This window comes from Hydrogenophaga taeniospiralis CCUG 15921 (assembly GCF_001592305.1).
Classification (GTDB): domain Bacteria; phylum Pseudomonadota; class Gammaproteobacteria; order Burkholderiales; family Burkholderiaceae_C; genus Hydrogenophaga; species Hydrogenophaga taeniospiralis.
In genome coordinates this window covers 34,832-54,470 of the sequence record NZ_BCWR01000011.1, presented here as the reverse complement: position 1 = coordinate 54,470, position 19,639 = coordinate 34,832, and the positions used below count along the sequence as shown (strand labels likewise).

20 protein-coding genes and 1 riboswitch are annotated in these 19,639 nt (G+C 70.4%); of the genes, 14 read left to right on the top strand and 6 right to left on the bottom strand.

Annotated elements, in window-relative coordinates; translation table 11 throughout:
- Positions 1 to 142: 142 nt before the first annotated feature.
- Complete coding sequence (locus HTA01S_RS14465) at positions 143 to 844, top strand: Crp/Fnr family transcriptional regulator (RefSeq protein ID WP_068172961.1); 702 nt, start codon at positions 143 to 145, stop codon at positions 842 to 844.
- Positions 845 to 863: 19 nt separating this feature from the next.
- Here HTA01S_RS14465 and HTA01S_RS14460 read toward each other — a convergent pair whose 3' ends face one another.
- A complete protein-coding gene (locus HTA01S_RS14460) occupies positions 864 to 1,079 on the bottom strand; it encodes a CsbD family protein (protein ID WP_068172959.1) in 216 nt (71 codons plus the stop codon).
- 196 nt (positions 1,080 to 1,275) lie between these two features.
- On the opposite strand from HTA01S_RS14460, the gene msrB reads away from it, so the two are divergent.
- The 5 genes from msrB (at position 1,276) to HTA01S_RS14435 (ending at position 6,820) form a co-directional block, all read left to right on the top strand.
- On the top strand, positions 1,276 to 1,773 hold the full coding sequence (gene msrB / locus HTA01S_RS14455) for a peptide-methionine (R)-S-oxide reductase MsrB (protein ID WP_068172956.1): 498 nt from the start codon (positions 1,276 to 1,278) through the stop codon (positions 1,771 to 1,773).
- A 2-nt stretch (positions 1,774 to 1,775) separates the two neighbouring features.
- The gene (msrA, locus tag HTA01S_RS14450) at positions 1,776 to 2,360 is read left to right on the top strand and encodes a peptide-methionine (S)-S-oxide reductase MsrA (protein WP_068172953.1); all 585 of its coding nucleotides are present in this window, start codon (positions 1,776 to 1,778) and stop codon (positions 2,358 to 2,360) included.
- A gap of 137 nt (positions 2,361 to 2,497) precedes the next feature.
- Positions 2,498 to 3,235 carry an ABC transporter ATP-binding protein gene (locus HTA01S_RS14445; protein ID WP_068172948.1) on the top strand — a complete coding sequence of 246 codons (738 nt, stop codon included), beginning with the start codon at positions 2,498 to 2,500 and terminating at the stop codon, positions 3,233 to 3,235.
- 7 nt (positions 3,236 to 3,242) lie between these two features.
- Positions 3,243 to 5,612, top strand: a complete 2,370-nt coding sequence (locus tag HTA01S_RS14440) for an ABC transporter permease (RefSeq protein WP_068172945.1) — start codon at positions 3,243 to 3,245, stop codon at positions 5,610 to 5,612.
- The gene (locus HTA01S_RS14435; RefSeq protein ID WP_068172935.1) at positions 5,609 to 6,820 is read left to right on the top strand and encodes an efflux RND transporter periplasmic adaptor subunit; all 1,212 of its coding nucleotides are present in this window, start codon (positions 5,609 to 5,611) and stop codon (positions 6,818 to 6,820) included. The genes HTA01S_RS14440 and HTA01S_RS14435 overlap by 4 nt, the downstream gene beginning before the upstream one ends.
- A 70-nt stretch (positions 6,821 to 6,890) precedes the next feature.
- On the opposite strand, the gene HTA01S_RS14430 is transcribed toward HTA01S_RS14435, so the two are convergent.
- The 3 genes from HTA01S_RS14430 to HTA01S_RS14420 form a co-directional block, all read right to left on the bottom strand.
- Complete coding sequence (locus HTA01S_RS14430) at positions 6,891 to 8,069, bottom strand: lipocalin-like domain-containing protein (RefSeq protein WP_084236143.1); 1,179 nt, start codon at positions 8,067 to 8,069, stop codon at positions 6,891 to 6,893.
- 5 nt (positions 8,070 to 8,074) lie between these two features.
- Positions 8,075 to 10,684 carry an ABC transporter permease gene (locus tag HTA01S_RS14425; protein ID WP_068172933.1) on the bottom strand — a complete coding sequence of 870 codons (2,610 nt, stop codon included), beginning with the start codon at positions 10,682 to 10,684 and terminating at the stop codon, positions 8,075 to 8,077.
- Between the two features lie 134 nt (positions 10,685 to 10,818).
- Complete coding sequence (locus tag HTA01S_RS14420) at positions 10,819 to 11,184, bottom strand: SPW repeat protein (protein WP_068172931.1); 366 nt, start codon at positions 11,182 to 11,184, stop codon at positions 10,819 to 10,821.
- A gap of 220 nt (positions 11,185 to 11,404) precedes the next feature.
- On the opposite strand from HTA01S_RS14420, the gene HTA01S_RS14415 reads away from it, so the two are divergent.
- Positions 11,405 to 12,301, top strand: coding sequence for a transglutaminase-like domain-containing protein (locus HTA01S_RS14415; RefSeq protein WP_068172930.1), 897 nt, complete (start codon positions 11,405 to 11,407; stop codon positions 12,299 to 12,301).
- Positions 12,302 to 12,385: 84 nt separating this feature from the next.
- Complete coding sequence (locus HTA01S_RS25555) at positions 12,386 to 12,556, top strand: hypothetical protein (protein ID WP_169804780.1); 171 nt, start codon at positions 12,386 to 12,388, stop codon at positions 12,554 to 12,556.
- Between the two features lie 120 nt (positions 12,557 to 12,676).
- Here HTA01S_RS25555 and HTA01S_RS14410 read toward each other — a convergent pair whose 3' ends face one another.
- Positions 12,677 to 13,339 (bottom strand): class I SAM-dependent methyltransferase, encoded by a 663-nt coding sequence (locus HTA01S_RS14410; RefSeq protein ID WP_068172926.1) that lies wholly within the window; start codon positions 13,337 to 13,339, stop codon positions 12,677 to 12,679.
- A 189-nt stretch (positions 13,340 to 13,528) separates the two neighbouring features.
- Positions 13,529 to 13,637, top strand: a riboswitch (TPP riboswitch).
- Positions 13,638 to 13,703: 66 nt separating this feature from the next.
- Here HTA01S_RS14410 and HTA01S_RS14405 point away from each other — a divergent pair.
- The 6 genes from HTA01S_RS14405 to HTA01S_RS14380 all read left to right on the top strand — a co-directional run bounded on the left by HTA01S_RS14405 (position 13,704) and on the right by HTA01S_RS14380 (position 18,445).
- Positions 13,704 to 14,774 carry a thiamine ABC transporter substrate-binding protein gene (locus tag HTA01S_RS14405; protein ID WP_068172923.1) on the top strand — a complete coding sequence of 357 codons (1,071 nt, stop codon included), beginning with the start codon at positions 13,704 to 13,706 and terminating at the stop codon, positions 14,772 to 14,774.
- Between the two features lie 5 nt (positions 14,775 to 14,779).
- Positions 14,780 to 16,426, top strand: a complete 1,647-nt coding sequence (locus tag HTA01S_RS14400) for an ABC transporter permease (RefSeq protein ID WP_068172918.1) — start codon at positions 14,780 to 14,782, stop codon at positions 16,424 to 16,426.
- Positions 16,419 to 17,063, top strand: coding sequence for an ABC transporter ATP-binding protein (locus HTA01S_RS14395; protein ID WP_068172917.1), 645 nt, complete (start codon positions 16,419 to 16,421; stop codon positions 17,061 to 17,063). The genes HTA01S_RS14400 and HTA01S_RS14395 overlap by 8 nt, the downstream gene beginning before the upstream one ends.
- A 127-nt stretch (positions 17,064 to 17,190) precedes the next feature.
- Positions 17,191 to 17,538, top strand: a complete 348-nt coding sequence (locus HTA01S_RS14390) for a heavy metal-binding domain-containing protein (RefSeq protein WP_068172914.1) — start codon at positions 17,191 to 17,193, stop codon at positions 17,536 to 17,538.
- 16 nt (positions 17,539 to 17,554) lie between these two features.
- Positions 17,555 to 18,001 carry a hypothetical protein gene (locus tag HTA01S_RS14385; protein WP_068172912.1) on the top strand — a complete coding sequence of 149 codons (447 nt, stop codon included), beginning with the start codon at positions 17,555 to 17,557 and terminating at the stop codon, positions 17,999 to 18,001.
- A gap of 6 nt (positions 18,002 to 18,007) precedes the next feature.
- Positions 18,008 to 18,445 (top strand): DUF4124 domain-containing protein, encoded by a 438-nt coding sequence (locus tag HTA01S_RS14380; RefSeq protein ID WP_068172909.1) that lies wholly within the window; start codon positions 18,008 to 18,010, stop codon positions 18,443 to 18,445.
- Positions 18,446 to 18,451: 6 nt separating this feature from the next.
- Here HTA01S_RS14380 and HTA01S_RS14375 read toward each other — a convergent pair whose 3' ends face one another.
- Positions 18,452 to 19,639 carry a lytic murein transglycosylase gene (locus HTA01S_RS14375; RefSeq protein ID WP_407656112.1) on the bottom strand — a complete coding sequence of 396 codons (1,188 nt, stop codon included), beginning with the start codon at positions 19,637 to 19,639 and terminating at the stop codon, positions 18,452 to 18,454.

Here is a 19,639-nt window from a genome sequence, read left to right as displayed (position 1 = left end):
CCTTGTGTGCGCTGGCAGACAGTCAGGCCCGCGCGAGGCGCTCACACTGTTTTTCGATTCACCCCGGACACCTTGTACGGGGTGAATGCCATGACGCCATCCTTCTCGGATGGCGCAGGCCACCTTAGGACACCCAACGCTCATGGCACATGCCGACAACCTCCTGCTGCAACAACTGCCGAACGCGGCACGACGGCACCTGCTCGATCAGTGCGAATCCTTCGATCTGGAGCTCTCATCCGAACTCAGTGTGCGCGGCGAGCCGCTGAGCCACGCCTACTTTCCGCGCTCGGGCTTCATCTCGCTGGTGATCGACGTGGACCGCTATCCGGCGCTGGAGGTGGGCATGGTGGGGCGCGAGGCCATGCTCGGTTCGGAGTTGGTGCTGGGGCTGGCGAAGACACCGTGGCGCGCCCTGGTGCAGGGCGCGGGCACCAGCTGGCGCATCGGCGCGGAGGCCTTGCGTGCGGAGCTGGCGAGCAGCCCGGCGCTGATGCAGGTGCTGCAGACCAGCCTGCTGGTGCGGTTGCACCAGCAGACGCTGGCATCGGCCTGCGAGCGCTTCCACGAGATCGGCCCGCGCTTGGCGCGCTGGCTGCTGATGAGCCAGGACCGCGCACAGGCCGACAGCTTTCACGTCACGCAGGAGTTCATGGCTCTGATGCTCGGTGTGCGCCGCGTGGGCGTGACAGTGGCCGCCGGCGAGTTTCAGAGCAGTGGCTACATCGCCTACCACCGGGGTGAGCTGACGGTGCTCAACCGCGCGGCGCTGGAGAAGGAAGCCTGCAGCTGCTACGCCGCCGACAAGCTGCTCCACACCGAGCTGACAGGGCACAAACACTAGGGTCCGCGGCGGGGGTGGCTCATTTCAACCAGCTGTCGTCGGCCCGGTCTTCCCAGTCCTTGAGTTGCTTTTCGGCCTCGTCCTTGGCAATGCCGTAGCGTTCCTGGATCTTGCCCGCGAGCTGGTCGCGGTGGCCGGCCACGACCTGCAGGTCGTCGTCGGTCAGCTTGCCCCACTGTTGTTTGGCCCGTCCGGTGAGTTGTTTCCAGTTGCCTTGAATGGTGTCCCAGTTCATGCGATCTCCTTGGGTTGCGGGTGAACGGAAGGTGTTCACCACCCCCTGGTTTGTAGACCCCTGTGGCGCGGGCGTCTGTGCGCTTTCGAACCATGTGCGTGGTGCTGGCGAACCCGCAGGCCCAGTGTGTCTTTGCATCCGCTGTAAGGTTCTTTCGCCAGGTCCGACTCACGGTACCGAAACCCAGGAGACCACCATGGAACGAAGAGACCTGTTGAAGCGCCTGACCGGCTGGTGCGCCGCCGTGGCGCTGCCCGCCGGCGCGCGGGCCGCTCCGCCCGCTGCGCTGAAGAAGACCGAGGCCGAGTGGAAAAAACTCGTCTCGCCCGCGGCCTACGCCGTGTTGTTCGAGCACGGCACCGAGCGCGCGGGCAGCAGCCCGCTCAACGCCGAAAAGCGCCCGGGCACCTATGTGTGCGCGGCCTGCCAGCTGCCGCTGTTCGACGCCGCCCACAAATACGAGAGCGGCACCGGCTGGCCCAGCTTCTGGCAGCCGCTGCCCGACGCCGTGGGCACCTCCACGGACTTCAAGCTGATCGTCCCGCGCACCGAATACCACTGCGCACGCTGCGGCGGGCACCAGGGCCACGTGTTCAACGACGGCCCCAAGCCCACCGGCAAACGCTATTGCAACAACGGCGTGGCCCTGGCCTTCGTGCCCCAGGGCCACGCCTTGCCCCCACTGAGGAGCTGACCATGATGAACATCCCACGCCTTTGGGTGCTGGCCGCTTTGCTGGCCACCTCTGCCGCCACGGCCCAGGCAGCCACCGCCACGGCGGTTTTCGCCGGCGGCTGCTTCTGGTGCATCGAGAAGGACTTCGAAAAACTGCCCGGCGTGGTGGAGGTCGAGTCCGGCTACACCGCCGGCAACACCGCCAACCCCAGCTACGAGCAGGTCAGTGCCGGGCACACCGGCCACACCGAGGCGGTGCGCGTGCTCTACGACCCGGCCACAGTGAGCTACGCGCAACTGGTCGACTACTTCTGGCGCCACATCGACCCCACCGTGAAAGACCGGCAGTTCTGCGACGTGGGCAGCCAGTACCGCAGCGGCATCTACTGGGGCAACGAGGCCGAGCGCCAAGTGGCCCAGGTCAGCCGCGACGCCTTGCTGAAAAGCGGGCGCTTCAAGACCATCCACACCGAGCTGGCGCCGGCCAGCGCCTTCTACCTGGCCGAGACCTACCACCAGGACTATTACAAGAAGAACCCGGTGCGCTACAACTACTACCGCCTGTCCTGCGGGCGCGACGCTCGCGTGAAAGCGCTCTGGGAATAGCCGGGCGGTTCCCCCCCCCCCCGGGCCACGCCGCCCGGGGTCTGCGCGGCGTCTGGCGGGCGCTTGACGCAGGTCAGCGCGGGCGGCGGCTTTGCTGCAATACTGTTCGGGCCCGACCCACCCCGCCATCTGACGCCATGGATGCTCCCCCTGCCCGCACCGAACCCGTGTTCCAGGCCCGCGGCCTGACCAAGGTCTATGGCGAAGGCGCGACCGCGGTGCACGCGCTGCGCGGGGTGGACCTGGACATCGTGCGCGGCGAATTCGTGGTGCTGCTGGGCGCCTCGGGCAGCGGCAAGTCCACCCTGCTCAACATCCTCGGCGGCCTGGACACAGCCACCAGCGGCACGGCCCAATGGACCCACGCGGGCGAGACGCACGAACTCATCGGCGCCGACGACGCCGAGCTCACGCGCTACCGGCGCGAACACGTGGGCTTCGTGTTCCAGTTCTACAACCTGATCCCCAGCCTGACGGCGCGCGAAAACGTGGCGCTGGTGACCGACCTCGCCGAAGACCCCATGAAGCCCGAGGACGCGCTGGCACTCGTGGGTCTGGGCGAGCGCATGAACCACTTCGTGTCGCAGCTCTCGGGCGGCGAGCAGCAGCGCGTGGCGATCGCGCGCGCCATCGCCAAGAATCCCCAGGTGCTGCTGTGCGACGAGCCCACGGGCGCGCTGGACTGCGCCACCGGTGTGATGGTGCTGCAGGCCATCGAACACGTGAACCGCGAGCTGGGCACCACCACCGTCGTGATCACGCACAACGCCCCCATTGCCGAGATGGCCGACCGCGTGCTGCGCCTGGCCGACGGGCGCATCGTCGAGACCCGCGCCAACACACACAAGGTGGCCGCGGCGGGCCTGAGCTGGTGAGCGCGCCATGAAGGCCATCCACATCAAGCTCTGGCGCGACCTCCAGCGCCTGCGCGCGCAGGTGTTCACCATCGCGGTGGTGGTGGCCATCGGCGTGGCCGGCTTCGTGGGCATGTTCTCGGTGCACGAGTCGCTCAAGGGCTCGCGCGACGCCTTCTACCGCGACAACCGCCTGGCCGACGTGTTCGCCAGCGTCAAGCGCGCACCGGTGCACCTGCGCGGACGGCTGGCCGCGCTCGACGGCGTGGCCGAGGTCAAGCTCGACGTGGTGTTCGACGCGCAGATCGGCCTGCCCGGCGTGGCCCCGCCCGTGACCGGGCGCTTCATCGGGCTGGACCTGGCCCGCGCGCACGCCGGCCGCCAGGGCCTGAACGCGCTTACGCTCAAGCGCGGGCGCTGGCCCGAGCGCGACGGCGCGCTGGAGGCGCTGGTGAGCGACCGCTTTGCCGTGGCGCGCAGCCTGAACCCCGGCGACACCGTGCACGCCATCCTCAACGGCAAGCGCGAGCGGGTGCACCTGGTGGGCACGGTGGCCTCGCCCGAATACGTGTTCGCCTCGCAGGGCGGCGCGCCCGACGATCAGTCGTTCGGCATCTGGTGGATCGACGCCGAGCGCATGACCCAGGCCTTCGACATGCAGGGCGCGTTCAACCAGGTCGCGCTGCGGCTGGACGCCGGTATGGCGGAAGCGCCCGTGCTGGCCGAAGTGGACCGCCTGCTCGAACCCTATGGCGCGATCGGTGCCGTGGGCCGCGACAAACAGCTCTCGGCCAAGATCGTGGAAGACGAGCTGGCCCAGCTCAAGGTGATGGGCACCGTGCTGCCGTCGATCTTTCTCGCGGTGGCGATGTTCATCCTCAATGTGGTGCTCAGCCGCCAGGTGGCCACGCAGCGCAGCCAGATCGCCGCGCTCAAGGCGCTGGGCTACAGCGACGGCGCGATTGCGTGGCACTACATCCAGCTCGCCTTCGCCATCGCCGGGCTCGGCGTGCTGGCCGGGCTGGGGCTGAGCGTGCTGATCGGTCAGGGCATGCTCAGCCTGTACGACGAGGTGTTCCGCTTCAACCGGCTGGCCTACGTGACCCACCCCTGGCTGATCGTGGTCTCGGCGCTGCTGGCCGGCGGCGCGGCCGCGCTCGGCACCTGGACGGCCATCCGAGCCGTGGTGCGGCTGCGGCCCGCGCAGGCCATGATGCCGCCCGCGCCGCCGGCCTACCAGCCCACGCTGGTGGAGCGCCTGGGCCTGCGCCGCTTCGTGAGCACCGGCGCGATGATGGTGATCCGCAACTTCGAGCGCCGCCCGCTGCGCGCGGCCTTCACCGTGACCGGCATCGCGCTGGCGGTGGCGCTACAGATCTCGGGCGCGTTCTGGCTCGACGCCATCGCGCACATCGTGGACGTGCAGTTCCGCCAGGTGCAACAGGGCGACGTGCTGGTCAACTTCCACCGCCCGGTGCCGGTGAGCGTGGCGCGCGATCTCCGACGCCTGCCCGGCGTGATCGACGCCGAGCCCTACCGCAGCGAGCCGGTGCGCGTGCGGCTGCGCGGGCGCAGCGTGGACACCGCGCTCACCGGCTACCGCAGCGACGCGCGGCTGATGCGCGTGGTGGACGACCGGCGCGGCGCGGTGGCGATGCCGGCGCAGGGCGTGGTGCTGTCGGCGCTGCTCGCGCGCGAACTCGATGCCCGGGTGGGCGACCGCATCGACATGGAGTTCCGGCTCTGGAGCCGCACCCAGGTGCGGGTGGAGGTGGTCGACATCGTGCAGAGCATGTTCGGCCAGTTGCTCTACATGAACCTGGAGGCGATGAACACCCTGGCGCGCGACGGCGACGGCGTGGCCGACGCGGCGCTGCAGGTGGACCCGGCCGCCATGGACGCTTTCTGGGCCGCGGTGAAGGCCGCGCCGGGGATCAACGCGGTGTTCGACAAGGCAGGTTCGATGGCCGCGTTCAACGAAACCACCTCGCGCAACATGGGTGTCTTCAGCGGCATCCTCACGCTGTTCGCGGTGGCCATGGCGGTGGGCATCATCTACAACGCGGCGCGCATTTCGCTCTCCGAGCGCGCCTGGGAGCTGGCGAGCCTGCGCGTGCTGGGCATGACGCGGGCCGAGGTCTCGGTGCTGCTGCTGGCCGAGCTCGGCGCCGAGCTGCTGGTGGCGCTGCCCATCGGCGCCCTGACGGGCTGGGGGCTGGCCACGCTGATGATGCGGCTGATGTCCTCCGACAGCATCGACTTCCCGGTGATCATCGAGCCCTCGACCTACGCGTCGGCGGCGCTGATCGTGCTCGCCGCCGGCGTGGCCAGCGCGCTGCTGGTGCGCCGGCAGATCGACCGGCTGGACCTGGTTTCTGTATTGAAGGTACGCGAATGAACGAGAAGATGTCCTGGAAACGCTCCCGCCGCTGGGTGCTGGGCGGGCTGCTGGCGGCGGGCGCTGCCGCATTGGTCTACGCCGCCTACCGGCCGCGCCCGCTCACGGTGGAAGTGGCCACGGTGACCACCGGTACTTTCGAGCAGGCCATCGAGGAAGACGGCGTGCTGCGCCTGAAAAACCGCTACCTGATCACCGCGCCCACGCCGGCGGCCCTGCTGCGGCCCACGCTGAAGGTGGGCGACGCGGTGAAGGCCGGCGACGTGGTGGCCACGCTGGAGCCGGTGGCGCCGCAGATGATCGACGCGCGCACGCGCACCGTGTTGCAGCAGCGTGTGGGCAGCGCCGAGGCCGCGCGCCGCGCCGCCGCCGCGCAGGCGCAGCGCCTGCAGACCGCGCTGGCCCAGGCCACGCTCGAAGCCGAGCGGGCCGACAAGCTGGCGCGCGACAACTTCATCGCCCCCTCGGCGCGCGACCAGGCCGTGCTCGCGCGCCAGGCCGCGCAGCAGGCGCTCAACGCCGCGCGCGCCGAGCAGAGCGCCGCCGATTTCGCCGCGGCCGAGGCCCGCGCGGCCCTGAGCCGATCGGAGCCCACGGCCGGCGCGCGGCCGGCGGGTCTGTGGCAGCTCAAGAGCCCCGTCAATGGGCAGGTGCTCAAGCTGCACCAGGACAGCGCGGTCGCCGTGAACGCGGGCCAGTCCCTGCTGGAGATCGGCGACACCGCGGCCATGGAGGCGGTGATCGACGTGCTCTCGGGCGAGGTGCGGCAGGTCCAGCCCGGCGCTCAGGTGCAGCTGTCCACCGGCAGCGGCGCGCCGGCCTTGGCCGGGCGGGTGGCCCGCGTCGAGCCGGTGGCGTTTACCAAGGTGTCGGCCCTGGGCATCGAGGAGCAGCGCGTGAACGTGGTCGTGGACCTGGCCTCCGCCCCCACCGAAGTGCAGCGCCTGGGCGACGGTTTTCGCGTCGATGCGCGCATCACCGTGTCGTCGCAGGCGGGCGTGCTGCTGGTGCCCACCGCGGCCCTGGTGCGCGATGGCGATCAGTGGCGCGTGTTCGTGGTCGAGACCGGCAAGGCGCGCGCGCGGGCCGTGGCGTTCCACGACCGCAACACCGAGGTGGCCTGGGTCAAGGACGGCCTGCGCGAAGGCGAAACCGTGCTGCTCTACCCGGGCACCATCATCACGGACGGCCAACCGGTGAAGTATTGACCCCCCCGCAGCGCTTTGCGCTACCCCCCAGGGGGCGGCACTGGCCGTCCGGCGGAGCCGGCCCGGCGGTTCACAGCACCAGCCGCTGGGCGTAGCCCGTCATCTCCAGATAACCCCGGCCCACGCGCTGGCCGTCGCTGTCGAACAGGTCGGACAGGCCTTCCCAGTACACCGTGCCGGTGCCCTGGCGGCTGTCGAGTTCCTGCGGGTCGATCACGGCCTTGACGGTGTAGACGCCTGCCGGCGTGCGGATGCGCCACTCCACCGGGTAGCGCGCGCGGGTGCGCGGGCTGGTCCAGAAACGCTGCGGCGCCCAGTCGAGTTCGTCGGGGCGAAAGCTGTGGGTGTCGGTCGGGCTCTGCGCGCTGGCGGCGCTGCGCACCGAGCCTCCGGCCCAGAGCGGGCTGCCGTCCTGGCGGCGCAACTGGAAGGCGGTGAGACTGTCGCCGTTGAACAGGTTCATGCCGATCCAGTCCCAGCCCACGGCCTCGGGGTGCAGGATGGCTTCGCTCCACTCGTGGTCCAGCCAGGCGCGGCCCTGCACGATCTGAAACGCCTGACCTCGAACGGTCAGCGTGCCGCGCACCGAGAGCTGCGGGTGGCTGAGGTAGAAACTGGCCTGTTCGGGCTGCGGACCCTTGCGCGAAAACCCCGCGTCGCCCTGCAGCAGGATGGCCTGGGTGGGCGTGGCGCTGAGGTCGATGCGGATGTCGTCGCCCACGACCGCCGTGGTGTAGCCGCCGTCGGGCCGGCGCTCGATGAACCAGTCGCGCAGCACCACCTGGGTGTCGTGCTCGCGGGCGAACACGCCACGCTGCGGGTGGGTGGGTGGCTCGCCGTTCCAGCGCGCGATGCGCTGGTCGTGCCAGAGCCGGCCACCCTGCACGTCGGTGATGGCGGCGTGGGCGAACAGCAGTTGCCGGGCCGCGAGCCGGCTCTGCAGCGGCTGCGCCGCGTCGACCCGGCTGCGGAAGAACGTGACCTGAAAGCCGAAGGCGCGCCCGGCGGCGTCCTGCGCATGGCCGGTGAGGTACCACCACTCGGTGCGGGTGTCGTTGTGTGTGCCGTGGTCGCGCGGGAAATGCAGCGCGCGCGGGCTGAGCACCCGTGGCGCCGCCGGGGCCTGGGCCCACGCCGGGCCGCCCAGCCAGGGCGCGGCCAGCAGGCCACCGCCGACCACGAGCAGGCGGCGGCGCGCCAGGCCATCGGCTGGCCCGAGGGCAGGGCGTTGCGGGGGCGTGGTGGGCATGCGGTTCACCAGTCTTCCTTCACCGCCTGCACCGCGTCGCGGCTGGCGGCGGCACGCCCGGCCAGCCAGGCGGTGGCCGTGCCGGCCAGCACCACGGCGGCGCACAGCGCGAGCAGCCGCGCCCAGGGCAGGGCGAGGTCCATGGTCCAGTGGAAGCTCTGCGGGTTGACCACGTGCACCAGCACCACGCTCACCGCCAGGCCCAGCGCGAGGCCGGCGAGCGCGCCCAGCACCGTCCAGGCCAGGCCTTCGAGCGCTACCACACCCAGGATCTGCGCGCGCGTGAGGCCCAGGTGCGCGAGCAGGCCGAACTCGCGCCGCCGCGCCAGCACCTGCGCGCTGAAGCTGGCCGCCACGCCGAACAGGCCGATGGCGATGGCCACGGCCTGCAGCCAGTAGGTGACGGCGAAGCTGCGGTCGAAGATGCGCAGCGACACGGCGCGGATCTGGCCGGCCGAGGCGAACTCGACCAGGCCGCCCGCGCCCAGGGCCTCGGCGCGCTCGCGGATGCGTTCGCGCAGCGCGTCCTCGTCGGCACCGGGCGCGAGGTGCACCGCGAGATCGTTCACGCTCGCGTCGCCCGAGAGGCGCACGAAATGCGCGCGGTCCATCACCACGCTGCCGTGCTGGCGCGCGTAGTCGCGCCAGACGCCGGCGACGAAGAATCGCGTGTCCTGGGAGCGTTCCGCCGGAAAAGCCAGCGCCAGCGCGGGCAGCCAGCCGCCCGGGCGCGCGCCGTGCAGGTCGAGCATGGCCTCGCTCACGTACACGGGCACCACCGTCTCGCCCGCGGCCACTGCGGGCAGGGGCAGCGGGTTGCCCACCAGCGGCAGGGTCTGCCCCGCGCCGGGCGCACCGGCCATGGACAGGGGGCGTGCCAGCAGCGTCACCGGGGGCAGCGCGGCGTCCATCTGGACGAAGGTGGCGCGCAGCGGATCGACCCGCACCACGCCGGGCAGCGCGCCCACCGCGCGCACGAAGTCGGGCGGCAGGGTGTTGCCCTCGCCCACGCTGCTGCTGCCCGCGCGCACATAGAGTTGCGCCGGCAGCACGCCATCGAGCCACTGCGTGACCGAATCGCGAAAGCTCGCCACCATCACCGTGAGCGCCACCGACAGCGCCAGGCTCGCGACCACGCCGCTGGTGGCCACGGCCGCGGTTTCGCGCAGGCGCCGCGAGCGTTCCACCGCCAGCAGCGGCAGGGTGTGGCGAGCCACCAGCGGCGCCAGCCGGTGCAGCAGCGCGCCCACGGCCAGCGGCAGCGCGGCAATGCCACCCACCAGCAGCAGGCCCACCGACACATAGGCCGCCAGCGGCACCCCCCCCATCGGCGGCGCCCAGGCCAGCGCGGCGGCCAGCGCCATCAGGGCCAGCGCGCCGCCGTGGCGTCTGGGGCCGCCCGTGCCGGCGCCACCCAGCCCCTTGAGCGCGAGCGCCGGGGCCATGCGCGCCATGGCGCGCGCAGGCCACCAGCCGCCCGCCAGCGCGGCCGCCACACCCAGGGCGCCGTAGAGCAGGGCGGCGGGCGCGCTCCACTGCAGCGGCGGGGCCACGCCGGAAAAGTAGCCGCCGCCCAGGTCGCCACCGAGCACCCGCAGCGCCAGCGCGGCCAGGGCCGTGCCCAGCGCCACGCCGAGCACGCTGCCCAGCAGCCCGAGCAGGGCCGATTCGGTCAACACCAGGCGCAGCCGTTCGTTGGCCGACAGGCCCAGCACACCGAGCAGGGCGAACTGCTGCTGGCGCCGCGCGACCGAGAGCGAGAGCACGGAGAACACCAGGAACGCGCCGGTGAACAGCGCCACCAGCGCCAACACCGTGAGGTTGACCCGGTAGGCGCGCGAGAGGTTGCTGGCGCGCTCGCCGGTCTGTTCGGGGCGCTGCGCGATCACCGTGCCCGGCAGTGCCAGCGCCTCCAGCAGGGCCTCGGGCCGGGTGCCGGCGTCCAGCCGCAGGTCGATGCGGCTGAGCGCGCTCAGCCGGTCCATCAGCGCCTGCGCGGCGGCCACGTCCATCACCAGCAGGGGCGCGCCGGGCGCGTTCACGCTGCCGGCCACCCGCACGGTGGTCAGGCTCAGCCCGCTCTGGATTCGAAGCCGCGTGGGCGCCACGCCCGCGACCGCCAGGGCCTGGCGCGCGGCCGGGTTGAGGAACACGGCGTCGGGCGCGAAGATGTCCAGCCGCTGGGGCGGGGCGCTGCCCTCGCCGTTGGCGGGTTCGTTGGGGTTTTGGGGCATGGGCAGCAGCGCGGGCGACACCCCGGCCACCGTGAGCGCGTCCACGCCCACCAGCTTCACCGCCACGGGCTGGCCGCCTGGCTCGGCCCGTGCCGTCGTCGGCAACTCCAGCACCGGGCTGGCCAGCGCCACGCCGGGTTGCGCGGCCACACGCTCCAGCAACTCGTCGGGCAACATGCCCTGGCGCGCGCGCAGGCTCAGGTCGGGCTGGCCATTGACCGAACTCACCGCGCCGGCGAACTCGGCCAGCGCCGAGGCGTTGATGAGCTGCACCGCGAAGGCCAGTGCCACGCCCAGCGTCACGGCCAGCACCGCCAGCGCGTTGCGCCAGGGGTGGTGGCGCAGTTCCTGCCAGGAGTAGGTGGTGAGCAGCGCGCGCATCGGGCCCTGAGCTTACGGCAAGGCGCGCTGGCGCAGGTGCGAACAGCCCCACCGGCCCGCCTTGCGGCGGGTGTTTGCGTCGCACACCCTCGGGAGCGACCGGCGCGTGGGCGCCGGTCGCCCCGTTCAGGCGCTCAGTGCCCGGTGGCCTTGTGCCACCAGCCGTTGTATTCGCTGTCGGTCGTCAGGGTCCAGAGCGCCAGCGCGAAGATCACCACGCCGGTGCACACCGCCGTGAGCATGGCGGCTTCCATGGCGGCGAACCCCAGCAGCCAGGGCGATGCGAACAGCCACACCGCCAGGCCACCCTCGGTCCATTCTTCCCAGGCCCGTGGCACGAAGATGGCGCCCAGCGCGGCGGCGACGAGGGCCGCCCCCACGATGACCGCGTTCCACATGGCCGTGGAGACGTCCTGGTAGCCCATCAGCCAGGGCGATACCACCAGCCAGACGCCAAGGACGGCGTTGACCGCGTCGGTCCAGTGTTTCAGGGGTTTCATGGCATGTACCTCCTGCAGCAGGAAAACCCGGCTGCAAGGGTTTTGAGGCCGCGCCGGGCGGCTTGGTTCCGTGCGCCAGCGCACATGGCCCGGCGCTTGCGTGCGCGTAAGATGGTTTTTCACTCCCCCTGACGTCACATTCACCGATTCGCGGCGCATGCGCGCCAGCGGCCCGCTACCGGGCCCTCGACCTTCCTCTTTCTTCTTCACGGTGAACCCCATGGTCCGCATCCACCTCGCCATCGATCTGCAGTACGCGATCAACCCCCCGTCCGCCGACTTCATCTTCAACGTCCAGGCCGCTCACTCGCCCCAGCAGAAAGTGGTGTGGGAAGAGCTCCAGGTGAGCCAGCCCGTGCCCCTGGTCATGCACACCGACCCGGCCACCCGTAGCCGCACGCTGCGCCTGAGCGCCGGGCCCGGCCCGCTGCAGCTGCGCTACCGCGCCACGCTCGACATCACGCACCACGTGGCGCAGCCCGACTCTGTGTTTGAAACCCCGGTGGCCCAGCTGCCGCCCGAAGCGCTGATCTACCTCTACCCCAGCCGCTACTGCCAGTCGGACTGCGTGACCGCCATGGCGAACAACCTGTTTGGCCAGATGCCACAGGGCTACCGCCGTGTGGAGGCCATCAAGCAGTGGGTGCAGAGCCAGGTCAGGTTCGAGTCGAACACCAGCAACTCCATGACCTCGGCGCTGGACACGCTCAACGACCACAAGGGCGTGTGCCGCGATTTCGCGCACCTCATGATCACCATGTGCCGCGCGCTCAACATCCCGGCGCGTTTCACCACCGCGATCGACTTCGGCGCCGACCCCGCGCTCGGCCCGACCGACTTCCACGCCTACGTGGAGGTGTACCTGGGCCACCGCTGGTACCTGTTCGACCCCTCGGGCACCGCCATCCCCATGGGTTTCATCCGCATCGGCACCGGGCGTGACGCCGCCGACGCCTCGTTCGCCACCATCTTCGGCGGCGTGGTGGCGCAGGCGCCGCGCATCGACATCTCGGCCCAGGTGAACCCGCAAAACGGCTGGCAGATGCCGGTGCACCGCGCCGAGGCCCTGTCCACCGACTCGGCGTTCACCTGGAACATGGTGGACGTGGCGGGCTGAGCGCCGCCAGGGCGCTGCTGGCGCCGCCCGCACGGCCTGTGGCCTAATAGAGGGGTTTTCAACCAATTTCTGTCTGGATCCGACATGGGCAACAAAATCGTCACCGAAGCCGACCGCAAAGCCACCCCCCGTCCCAAGCCCATTGCTGGCGTCTCCCTGACCACCCCCGGCCGCGGCCAACGCGTCAGCCTGGAACGTGGCGTGGCCACGCGCAGCAAGAAGAACCCGGGCAAGCGCTCGAAGAAGGGCGGCTGAGCCGTACCGATCGCCCCCGCGGCGGTCCCACAAAAAAGGCCCTTGCGGGGCCTTTTTTTGTGGGCGGGTGCCGGTGTGACCGATGGCCCGGCCCCCGGCGTTCGGCAGGTGCCCGCGTCGTCAGCGCGTGAACGTCAGGAAGCGCCCCTTGTACGCCTCGCCGCTTTCCAGCGTTCGGCTGGCGGCCTGCATGTGCAGCCCGTAGCCGAGCGTGGCCATGGCTTGGCAGAAGGCGCTGCGGTTGCCGCGGTCCGGGTCCACGATGATGATTTCGGCGCCCGCGCTGGCGTGCTGGTCGATGAAGCGCGCGAGCTGGGCCGGCTGCTGGCGTTCGTAGAGCACGTCGCTGCCGATGATGAGGTCGAATCGGCCCAGGCCACTGGCGCCGCTGGCGTCGTCCAGCGCCCAGTTGCCGGGCTGGTAGGGCAGCGGGCCCAGGTCATTGGCCAGCAGGTTTTCGTGCAGGAAGGCCTCGGTCAGCGGATGCCAGTCGGTCACGGTCACGTCGCCCGCGCGGCGGTGGATCACCAGGCTGGCCAGCGCCAGGCCGGCGCCGATCTCCAGGACGCGTTTGCCTTCGATGGCGTGGCTGTGCATGGCCAGCGCCAGCACGCGCGCTGAGGGCCAGACCTGGCCAAACAGCGGCCAGCCCGAGGCGCCCATGCCCGCGTCTTCGGCGCTGCCATGCGGGTCAGCGTATTGCTGGTTGTCGAGCAGGGAGCGCACGGCGTAGTCCAGGCCGCCGATGGTGACCGTCTGGTGTCGGACTTCGTAGCCGGGCATGCGGGGTTCTTTTCATGGTGGATGTGCGGTGTGAAACGGTTCTGATCGAACGGGCACAGCGCTTCCATGGGAACCAGGGACGGGGCATGCGGGGCCGAGGAGGCAATCTCGCGGGTGGGCCGCGCAGTGGCTGCGGGCCCAGGCCACGGTAACACAGGGCTTGGCGAAGCGCACGGGGTCTACAATTTGCAGCTTCACCGGGGGTGCCGGGCCCGCAGTACAGCGGGCAACGGCTGAGAAATACCCCTCTCACCTGATCTGGATCGTGCCAGCGTAGGGAGCGTGACCAGCCGGCCGCCGATGCGTGCGTTGCCGTCCCTGTCAGACGCTTCCCGTGGCGTTCTTTTTGACAAGGCGGCTTCCCATGCAACGGCGTTTTTTTTCGGCAGCACTGGTTTCGGTTTCCCTCGCGGCGCTGGGCGCATCGCCCTCGGCATGGGCGCAGGCGGTGCCACTGCGTGTGCTCACCCACGGTTCGTTCGACCTGCCCAAGGAGCTGCTGGCGCAGTTCGAGAAAGACGCGGGCGTGAAGCTGCAGATCGTCAAGGCGGGTGACGCTGGCGAGATGGTCAACAAGCTGATCCTCACCAAGGCCAAGCCCATCGCCGACGTGGTCTACGGCATCGACAACACCTTGCTGCCGCGCGCCACGGCCGCGAAGGTGCTCGACGCCTACACCGGCCCCGCCGCGCAGCGCCCGTCGGCCGCTGCCATGGCCGAGGGCGCCGACAAGACCGGTGTGGTCTCGGGCGTGGTGCCGGTGGACTACGGCTTCGTGAACCTCAACATCGACAAGGCCTGGTTCGCCAGCAAGGGCCTGGCGCTGCCGACCTCGCTCGAAGACCTCACCAAGCCCGCTTACGCCAAGCTGCTGGTGGTGCAGAACCCGGCCACCTCCAGCCCCGGCCAGGCCTTCGTGTTCGCCACCATCGCCGGCCTGGGCGAAGAGGCCGCGTTCCAATGGTGGGGCCAGATGCGCGCCAACGGCGTGAAGGTGGTCAAGGGCTGGACCGAGGCCTACTACACCGAGTTCACGCGCAACGGCGGTACCCGGCCCATCGTCGTCAGCTACGCCAGCAGCCCGGCGGCCGAGGTGTTCTACGCCAAGGAAAAGCTGAGCGAATCGCCCACCGCCAACCTGTTCCTCAAGGGCGGCGTGTTCCGCCAGGTCGAGGGCGTGGCGTTGGTCAAGGGGGGCAACCCGGCGGCCAAAGAAGCCGCGGGCCAGTTCATCGAGTTCCTGCGCTCGGCCCCGGCCCAGCAGGCGCTGCAGACCACGATGTGGATGTTCCCGGCCGAAGCCGGCGCGGCCCGGGCGGACGTGATGAAGGCGCACGCGAGTGAGCCCACCGCGTTTGACAACCCTGCGAGCGCCGAAGCGAATCAGAAAGCCAAGGCCTGGCTGCAGCGCTGGACCAAGGTGGTTCTGAAATAAACCCCATGCCGCGCCTGCCAGCCCGCTGGCTGTTGCCCGCGCTGCCGCTGGTCTTTCTGGCGCTGTTGCTGGTGGCGCCGGTGTTGCGGCTGCTGGTCGAAGGGCTGGGCGGCGGTGAATGGACCGATGGCGAGCCGCTGCGCTGGCTCGACGTCTGGCAGGACGACTTCCTGCGCTGGCGCGTGTTGTGGTCCCTGGCCCAGGCGGCGATCACCTGTGCGCTGGCCCTGGTGCTGGGTCTGCCCGTGGCCTGGGTGCTGGCGCGGCTGGCGTTTCCGGGCCGTTCGCTGGTGTTGCGCTTGCTGATGCTGCCCTTCGTGGTGCCCACCCTGGTGGCCGCGCTGGGCGTGCTGGCGCTCTGGGGGCCGCGCGGCCTGCTGGGTGCGCCGCTGGCCGGGGTTGGTATCGACCTGGTGGACACACCCTGGCTGCTGCTCTACGGCAACCTGTTTTTCAACCTCTGTGTGGTGGTGCGCGCCGGCGTGGACGCGCTGGAGCAGGTGAGCGCGCCGCGCGTGGCCGCCGCGCGCACGCTGGGCGCCACGCCCTGGCGGGCCTTCTGGCGCGTGGAATGGCCGGCGATCGCGCCCTGGCTGGCATCGGCGCTGTGTCTGGTGTTCCTCTACTGCTTTGCCGGCTTCGGCCTGGCGCTGATCCTGGGCGGGCAGGACTACGCCACTGTCGAAGTCGAGATCTACACCCTGGTGGCGCACGAGCTGGCGCTGGGGCAGGCGAGCGTGCTCGCGGTCTGGATGCTGTTGCTGACCGGCGCCGTGGCGCTGGCCTACGCCTGGCTGGAAAAGCGGCTCGCGGCGCCCGGCCGCGTGTCGCCGGTGGCACGCCAGCGTCCCCGCAGCGCGGCGCAGTGGGCGGCGGTGGCGGGCGCGCTGGCGGTGCTGTTCGTGGTGTGCGCCGCGCCGCTGCTGGCCATCGTGTGGCGCGCGGCGCAGGCGTTGCTGGGTGGGCAGGGCGCGGTGGTCCTGTTCGAAGCCGACACGCGCGCGGCCTTGTGGAACACGCTGCGCTTCACCGCCATGGCGCTGACCCTGGCCACCGCGCTGGGCCTCACGCACGCGCTGGCGGTGCGCGCGCTGGACGCGGCCAGCCTGCAGCGCCACGCCAGCGAGGCGCGCGGTGCGCTCGCGCTGGCCTGGCGTGCCGCGGCCTTCCTGCCGTTCGTGGTCTCGCCAGTGACCGTGGCTTTCGGCCTGTTGCTGCTCTACCCGGACTGGACCGCCAGCCTCGCCCTGCTGGTGGCTGCCTATGCGCTGCTGGCCTACCCCTTCGTGGCCAAGTCGCTCACCGCCGCGCTCGACAGCCTGCCCGCCAGCTACGCGCAGGCCGCGGCCACGCTGGGCGCCCGGCCATGGCGTGTGTTGTGGCGGGTCACGCTGCCGCTGGTGGCGCCCGCGCTGCGCCGTGGCATGGCCTTCGCTGCCGCCACCGCGCTGGGCGAGTTCGCCGTCACGCTGTTCCTTTCGCGGCCCGAATGGACCACGCTCACGACGCTGATCTACCAGCACCTGGGTCGCCCTGGCGCCGCCAACCTCGATGCGGCGCTGGTGCTCGCCTGCGTGCTGATGGGGCTGGCGCTGGCCGCGTTCACCCTGATCGAAGGCCCTGCGCGCAAGGACAATGGCACCCATGCTTGAACTGCGCGACATCCGCAAACAATGGGACCACCGCCCGCTGCTCGACGGCGTGAGCCTGCGCGTGGCCGCGGGCGAAACCGTGGCCCTGCTCGGTGCCTCGGGCAGCGGCAAGAGCACCCTGCTCAAGATCGTGGCCGGGCTGGACGCGCCGGAGGCGGGCAGCGTGTGGTTCGACGGCGTGGACATCACGGCCCTGCCGCCCGAGCGCCGCGGCTTTGCGCTCATGTTCCAGGACTTTGCGCTGTTCCCTCACCTCAACGTGCAGGACAACGTGGCCTTCGGTCTGGTGGAGCAGGGCGTGCGCCGCAGCGAGGCGCGGGAGCGGGCGCGCACCATGCTCGCGCGCTTCGGCCTCGCCGGTCACGCGCTGGGCAAGGTCTGGACGCTCTCGGGCGGCGAGCAGCAGCGTGTCGCGCTGGCGCGCGCGCTCATCACGCAGCCGCGCGCCCTGCTGCTCGACGAACCTTTCAGCGCGCTCGACGCCACGCTGCGCGAACAGCTGCGCGCCGAGTTCCGCGAACGCATCACCGAAGCCGGGATGAGCGCCATCCTCGTCACCCACGACGAACAGGAGGCGCGCGCCATGGCGCAACACGCCTGGGGGCTGCAGGGCGGGAAGCTGGTGTCACTCTGGTGAAGGGTCTGTCTGGCTCCCTCTCCCGCACGCGGGAGAGGGTTGGGGTGAGGGGGTGCTTGGCCGCTGGCACAATGAAACCGCAGGCACCTGCTGGTGCATCCCACTCACCCATCCAACGGGAGTTCACATGGGCTGGTTTTCGAAATCCACCGACGGTTTTTTCCTCAGCACCACCACGCCACCCGGCATCGATCTGAAACAGTACCTCGGTGTGGTCAACGGCGAAGCCATCATCGGCGCCAACATCTTTCGCGACATGTTCTCTTCCGTCCGCGACGTCGTGGGCGGACGCGCGGGCGGCTACGAGCGCGCGCTGGCCGGGGCGCGCGATGCGGCGTTGGAGGAACTGATCGACGCCGCGAAAGAGATGGGCGCCAACGGCGTGATCGGCATCGACTTCGACTACGAGGTCATGGGCGAAACCAACGGCATGATGATGGTCGCCGTCAGCGGCACGGCGGTGAAGCTGGGCTGAGGCCCGGTGCATTCCCATGGACGCCTACATCGTCATCGGCAACCCCAACACCCGCAAAGCCTCCCTGGTGCGCAGCCTCACGGGCTGTTTCAACCGCAGTGTGCGCGACATCCTGATCCAGGGTGCCCGGCGGCCAACGCGCTTCTATGCCCGCGTGGGCACCCTGCAGGACACCCGGACCACGGTTGAGCAGTTCGTGGTGGAGGTGACCCGCGCGCGCTGCGAGGCGGTGCTGTTCTGCCTTTCGCCCAACGCCAACAAGACCGACACCGTGGAGTACCCGGACGCACTGGCCTATGTGGCCGCGCTCAGGGAACTGGGCTGGCGCGTCAAGGGTGTGGCCGTGCTCGGCCAGGACGGCGGCGGCGTGCGAGCGCCCAACCTGCGGCAATACACCCAGGCCCCCACCGCGCCCGTCAATGTGACGGCGCGCGACGTGCGGGCGCAGTTCGGGTGGGTGTGAAGAACCATGAACTCCATCATTCGCGCCGCGACGCTGCTGCCCTTGCTGTGGGGGCTCACCTGTACCGCCACCCAGGCCGAGATCTACCAATGGGTGGATGAACAAGGGCGTACCCACTTCGACGACAACCGGCCAGGTTCTGATCGGGAGAAGGTCGAGGAGGTGAAGGTGCGCAAGCCCAACCTGATGAACCGGTTCGTGGCGCCTCCACCGCCAGTGAAGAAACCGGCGTCCAAGCCGGTGGTCAACAAAACGCCGCCGGTGTCTGTCTTGCCGTCCGAAGAACCCGTTGGTCTGGCCGCCCGTCAGGCCGCATGCGCGAAAATGAAGCAGGCGTACGAAGCATCGCAGGCTTGTTATCTCGCTTGCAGCAAACCTGTTCCGAACGGCCGCAGCAATGCAGAGTGTGGGCATTGCACCAACATCGTCGATCCGGGCTGCTGAGCCAGCCTACCCGCCGCGCAGCGCCTGCAACAGCTTCTGTCCACCCCGCCCGTTCACCTCGTGGCCCAGCCGCTCCTGCTCGGCGCGGATCGCCATTCGGCTCTTTTCACCCAGCATGCCGTCCACTTCGCCGATGTCGTGGCCGCGCAGGATCAGCAGGCCCTGCAGTTCGCGGCGTTCGGCGCGTGAGAGGCCCGGGTCGTCGGTGGGCCAGGGGGTGACGAAGGGGCCGCCACCGCGCAGGCGGTCGGCCAGGTGGGCGATGGCCAGGCCGTAGCTCTCGGCGGCGTTGTAGCTGTAGATCGCGTCGAAGTTCTTGAACACCAGAAACGCCGGGCCGCCGGGGCCGGCGGGCGTCATCAGGCCGGCGCTGCCCAGGTTGGCGGGCAGCGGCGAGCCGTCCACGCGGGTCACGCCGCGTGCGCTCCATTCGCTCATGCTCCGCTTGCTGCGCCGGCCTTCGCCGCCGGTGTTGAAGCCCTCGGGGAGCTTCACTTCAAAACCCCAGGGCTGGCCGCTCTGCCAGCCAGCCTTGTCCAGGAAGTTCGCGGTCGAGCCCAGTGCGTCTGGGGTGCTGTCCATTAGGTCGGCCCGGCCGTCGCCGTCGAAGTCCACCGCCAGCCGCTCGAAGGTGCTGGGCATGAACTGGGTGTGGCCAAAGGCGCCGGCCCAGGAGCCGACCAGGCGCTCGGGCGCGATGTGGCCGGCCTGCAGGATGCGCAGCGTGGCGTACAGCTCGGTGCGGAAATAGGCCTGGCGCCGCCCGTAACACGACAGCGTGCCCAGCGCCTGCACCAGCGGGTATTTGCCGAAGCTCTGGCCGAAGTTGCTCTCGACCCCCCACACCGCCACCACGGTGGCCGGGTCCACGCCGTAACGCTGCTGCGCGCGCTCCAGGGTCTCGGCGTGCTGCGCCAGCAGGGCACGGCCCTCGGCCACACGCTCGTCGTCCACCAGGCCGGCGAGATAGTCCCAGATGGGGGTGCGGAACTCGGGCTGGAAGTCGAGCTTCTCGATCACGCTCATGTCGGGCTGCAGTTCCTGGGTGAAGCGGCGGTAGGCCGATTCGGAAACCCCGGCCGCACGGGCAGTGCCCTGCAAGCCGTCGATGCACTGGGTGAAATCGGGCGGGGCGGTCTGTGCGAACGCGGGCAGGGTGATGGCCAGGGCGGCCAGTCGCAGGGCATGTTTCAA

What these genes read in the sequence shown, in the direction of transcription:
- HTA01S_RS14465 (WP_068172961.1), top strand. Translation starts at nt 143, where the DNA reads ATGGCACATGCCGACAACCTCCTGCTGCAACAACTGCCGAACGCGGCA.
- HTA01S_RS14460 (WP_068172959.1), bottom strand. Translation starts at nt 1,079, where the DNA reads ATGAACTGGGACACCATTCAAGGCAACTGGAAACAACTCACCGGACGG.
- msrB (WP_068172956.1), top strand. Translation starts at nt 1,276, where the DNA reads ATGGAACGAAGAGACCTGTTGAAGCGCCTGACCGGCTGGTGCGCCGCC.
- msrA (WP_068172953.1), top strand. Translation starts at nt 1,776, where the DNA reads ATGATGAACATCCCACGCCTTTGGGTGCTGGCCGCTTTGCTGGCCACC.
- HTA01S_RS14445 (WP_068172948.1), top strand. Translation starts at nt 2,498, where the DNA reads ATGGATGCTCCCCCTGCCCGCACCGAACCCGTGTTCCAGGCCCGCGGC.
- HTA01S_RS14440 (WP_068172945.1), top strand. Translation starts at nt 3,243, where the DNA reads ATGAAGGCCATCCACATCAAGCTCTGGCGCGACCTCCAGCGCCTGCGC.
- HTA01S_RS14435 (WP_068172935.1), top strand. Translation starts at nt 5,609, where the DNA reads ATGAACGAGAAGATGTCCTGGAAACGCTCCCGCCGCTGGGTGCTGGGC.
- HTA01S_RS14430 (WP_084236143.1), bottom strand. Translation starts at nt 8,069, where the DNA reads ATGCCCACCACGCCCCCGCAACGCCCTGCCCTCGGGCCAGCCGATGGC.
- HTA01S_RS14425 (WP_068172933.1), bottom strand. Translation starts at nt 10,684, where the DNA reads ATGCGCGCGCTGCTCACCACCTACTCCTGGCAGGAACTGCGCCACCAC.
- HTA01S_RS14420 (WP_068172931.1), bottom strand. Translation starts at nt 11,184, where the DNA reads ATGAAACCCCTGAAACACTGGACCGACGCGGTCAACGCCGTCCTTGGC.
- HTA01S_RS14415 (WP_068172930.1), top strand. Translation starts at nt 11,405, where the DNA reads ATGGTCCGCATCCACCTCGCCATCGATCTGCAGTACGCGATCAACCCC.
- HTA01S_RS25555 (WP_169804780.1), top strand. Translation starts at nt 12,386, where the DNA reads ATGGGCAACAAAATCGTCACCGAAGCCGACCGCAAAGCCACCCCCCGT.
- HTA01S_RS14410 (WP_068172926.1), bottom strand. Translation starts at nt 13,339, where the DNA reads ATGCCCGGCTACGAAGTCCGACACCAGACGGTCACCATCGGCGGCCTG.
- HTA01S_RS14405 (WP_068172923.1), top strand. Translation starts at nt 13,704, where the DNA reads ATGCAACGGCGTTTTTTTTCGGCAGCACTGGTTTCGGTTTCCCTCGCG.
- HTA01S_RS14400 (WP_068172918.1), top strand. Translation starts at nt 14,780, where the DNA reads ATGCCGCGCCTGCCAGCCCGCTGGCTGTTGCCCGCGCTGCCGCTGGTC.
- HTA01S_RS14395 (WP_068172917.1), top strand. Translation starts at nt 16,419, where the DNA reads ATGCTTGAACTGCGCGACATCCGCAAACAATGGGACCACCGCCCGCTG.
- HTA01S_RS14390 (WP_068172914.1), top strand. Translation starts at nt 17,191, where the DNA reads ATGGGCTGGTTTTCGAAATCCACCGACGGTTTTTTCCTCAGCACCACC.
- HTA01S_RS14385 (WP_068172912.1), top strand. Translation starts at nt 17,555, where the DNA reads ATGGACGCCTACATCGTCATCGGCAACCCCAACACCCGCAAAGCCTCC.
- HTA01S_RS14380 (WP_068172909.1), top strand. Translation starts at nt 18,008, where the DNA reads ATGAACTCCATCATTCGCGCCGCGACGCTGCTGCCCTTGCTGTGGGGG.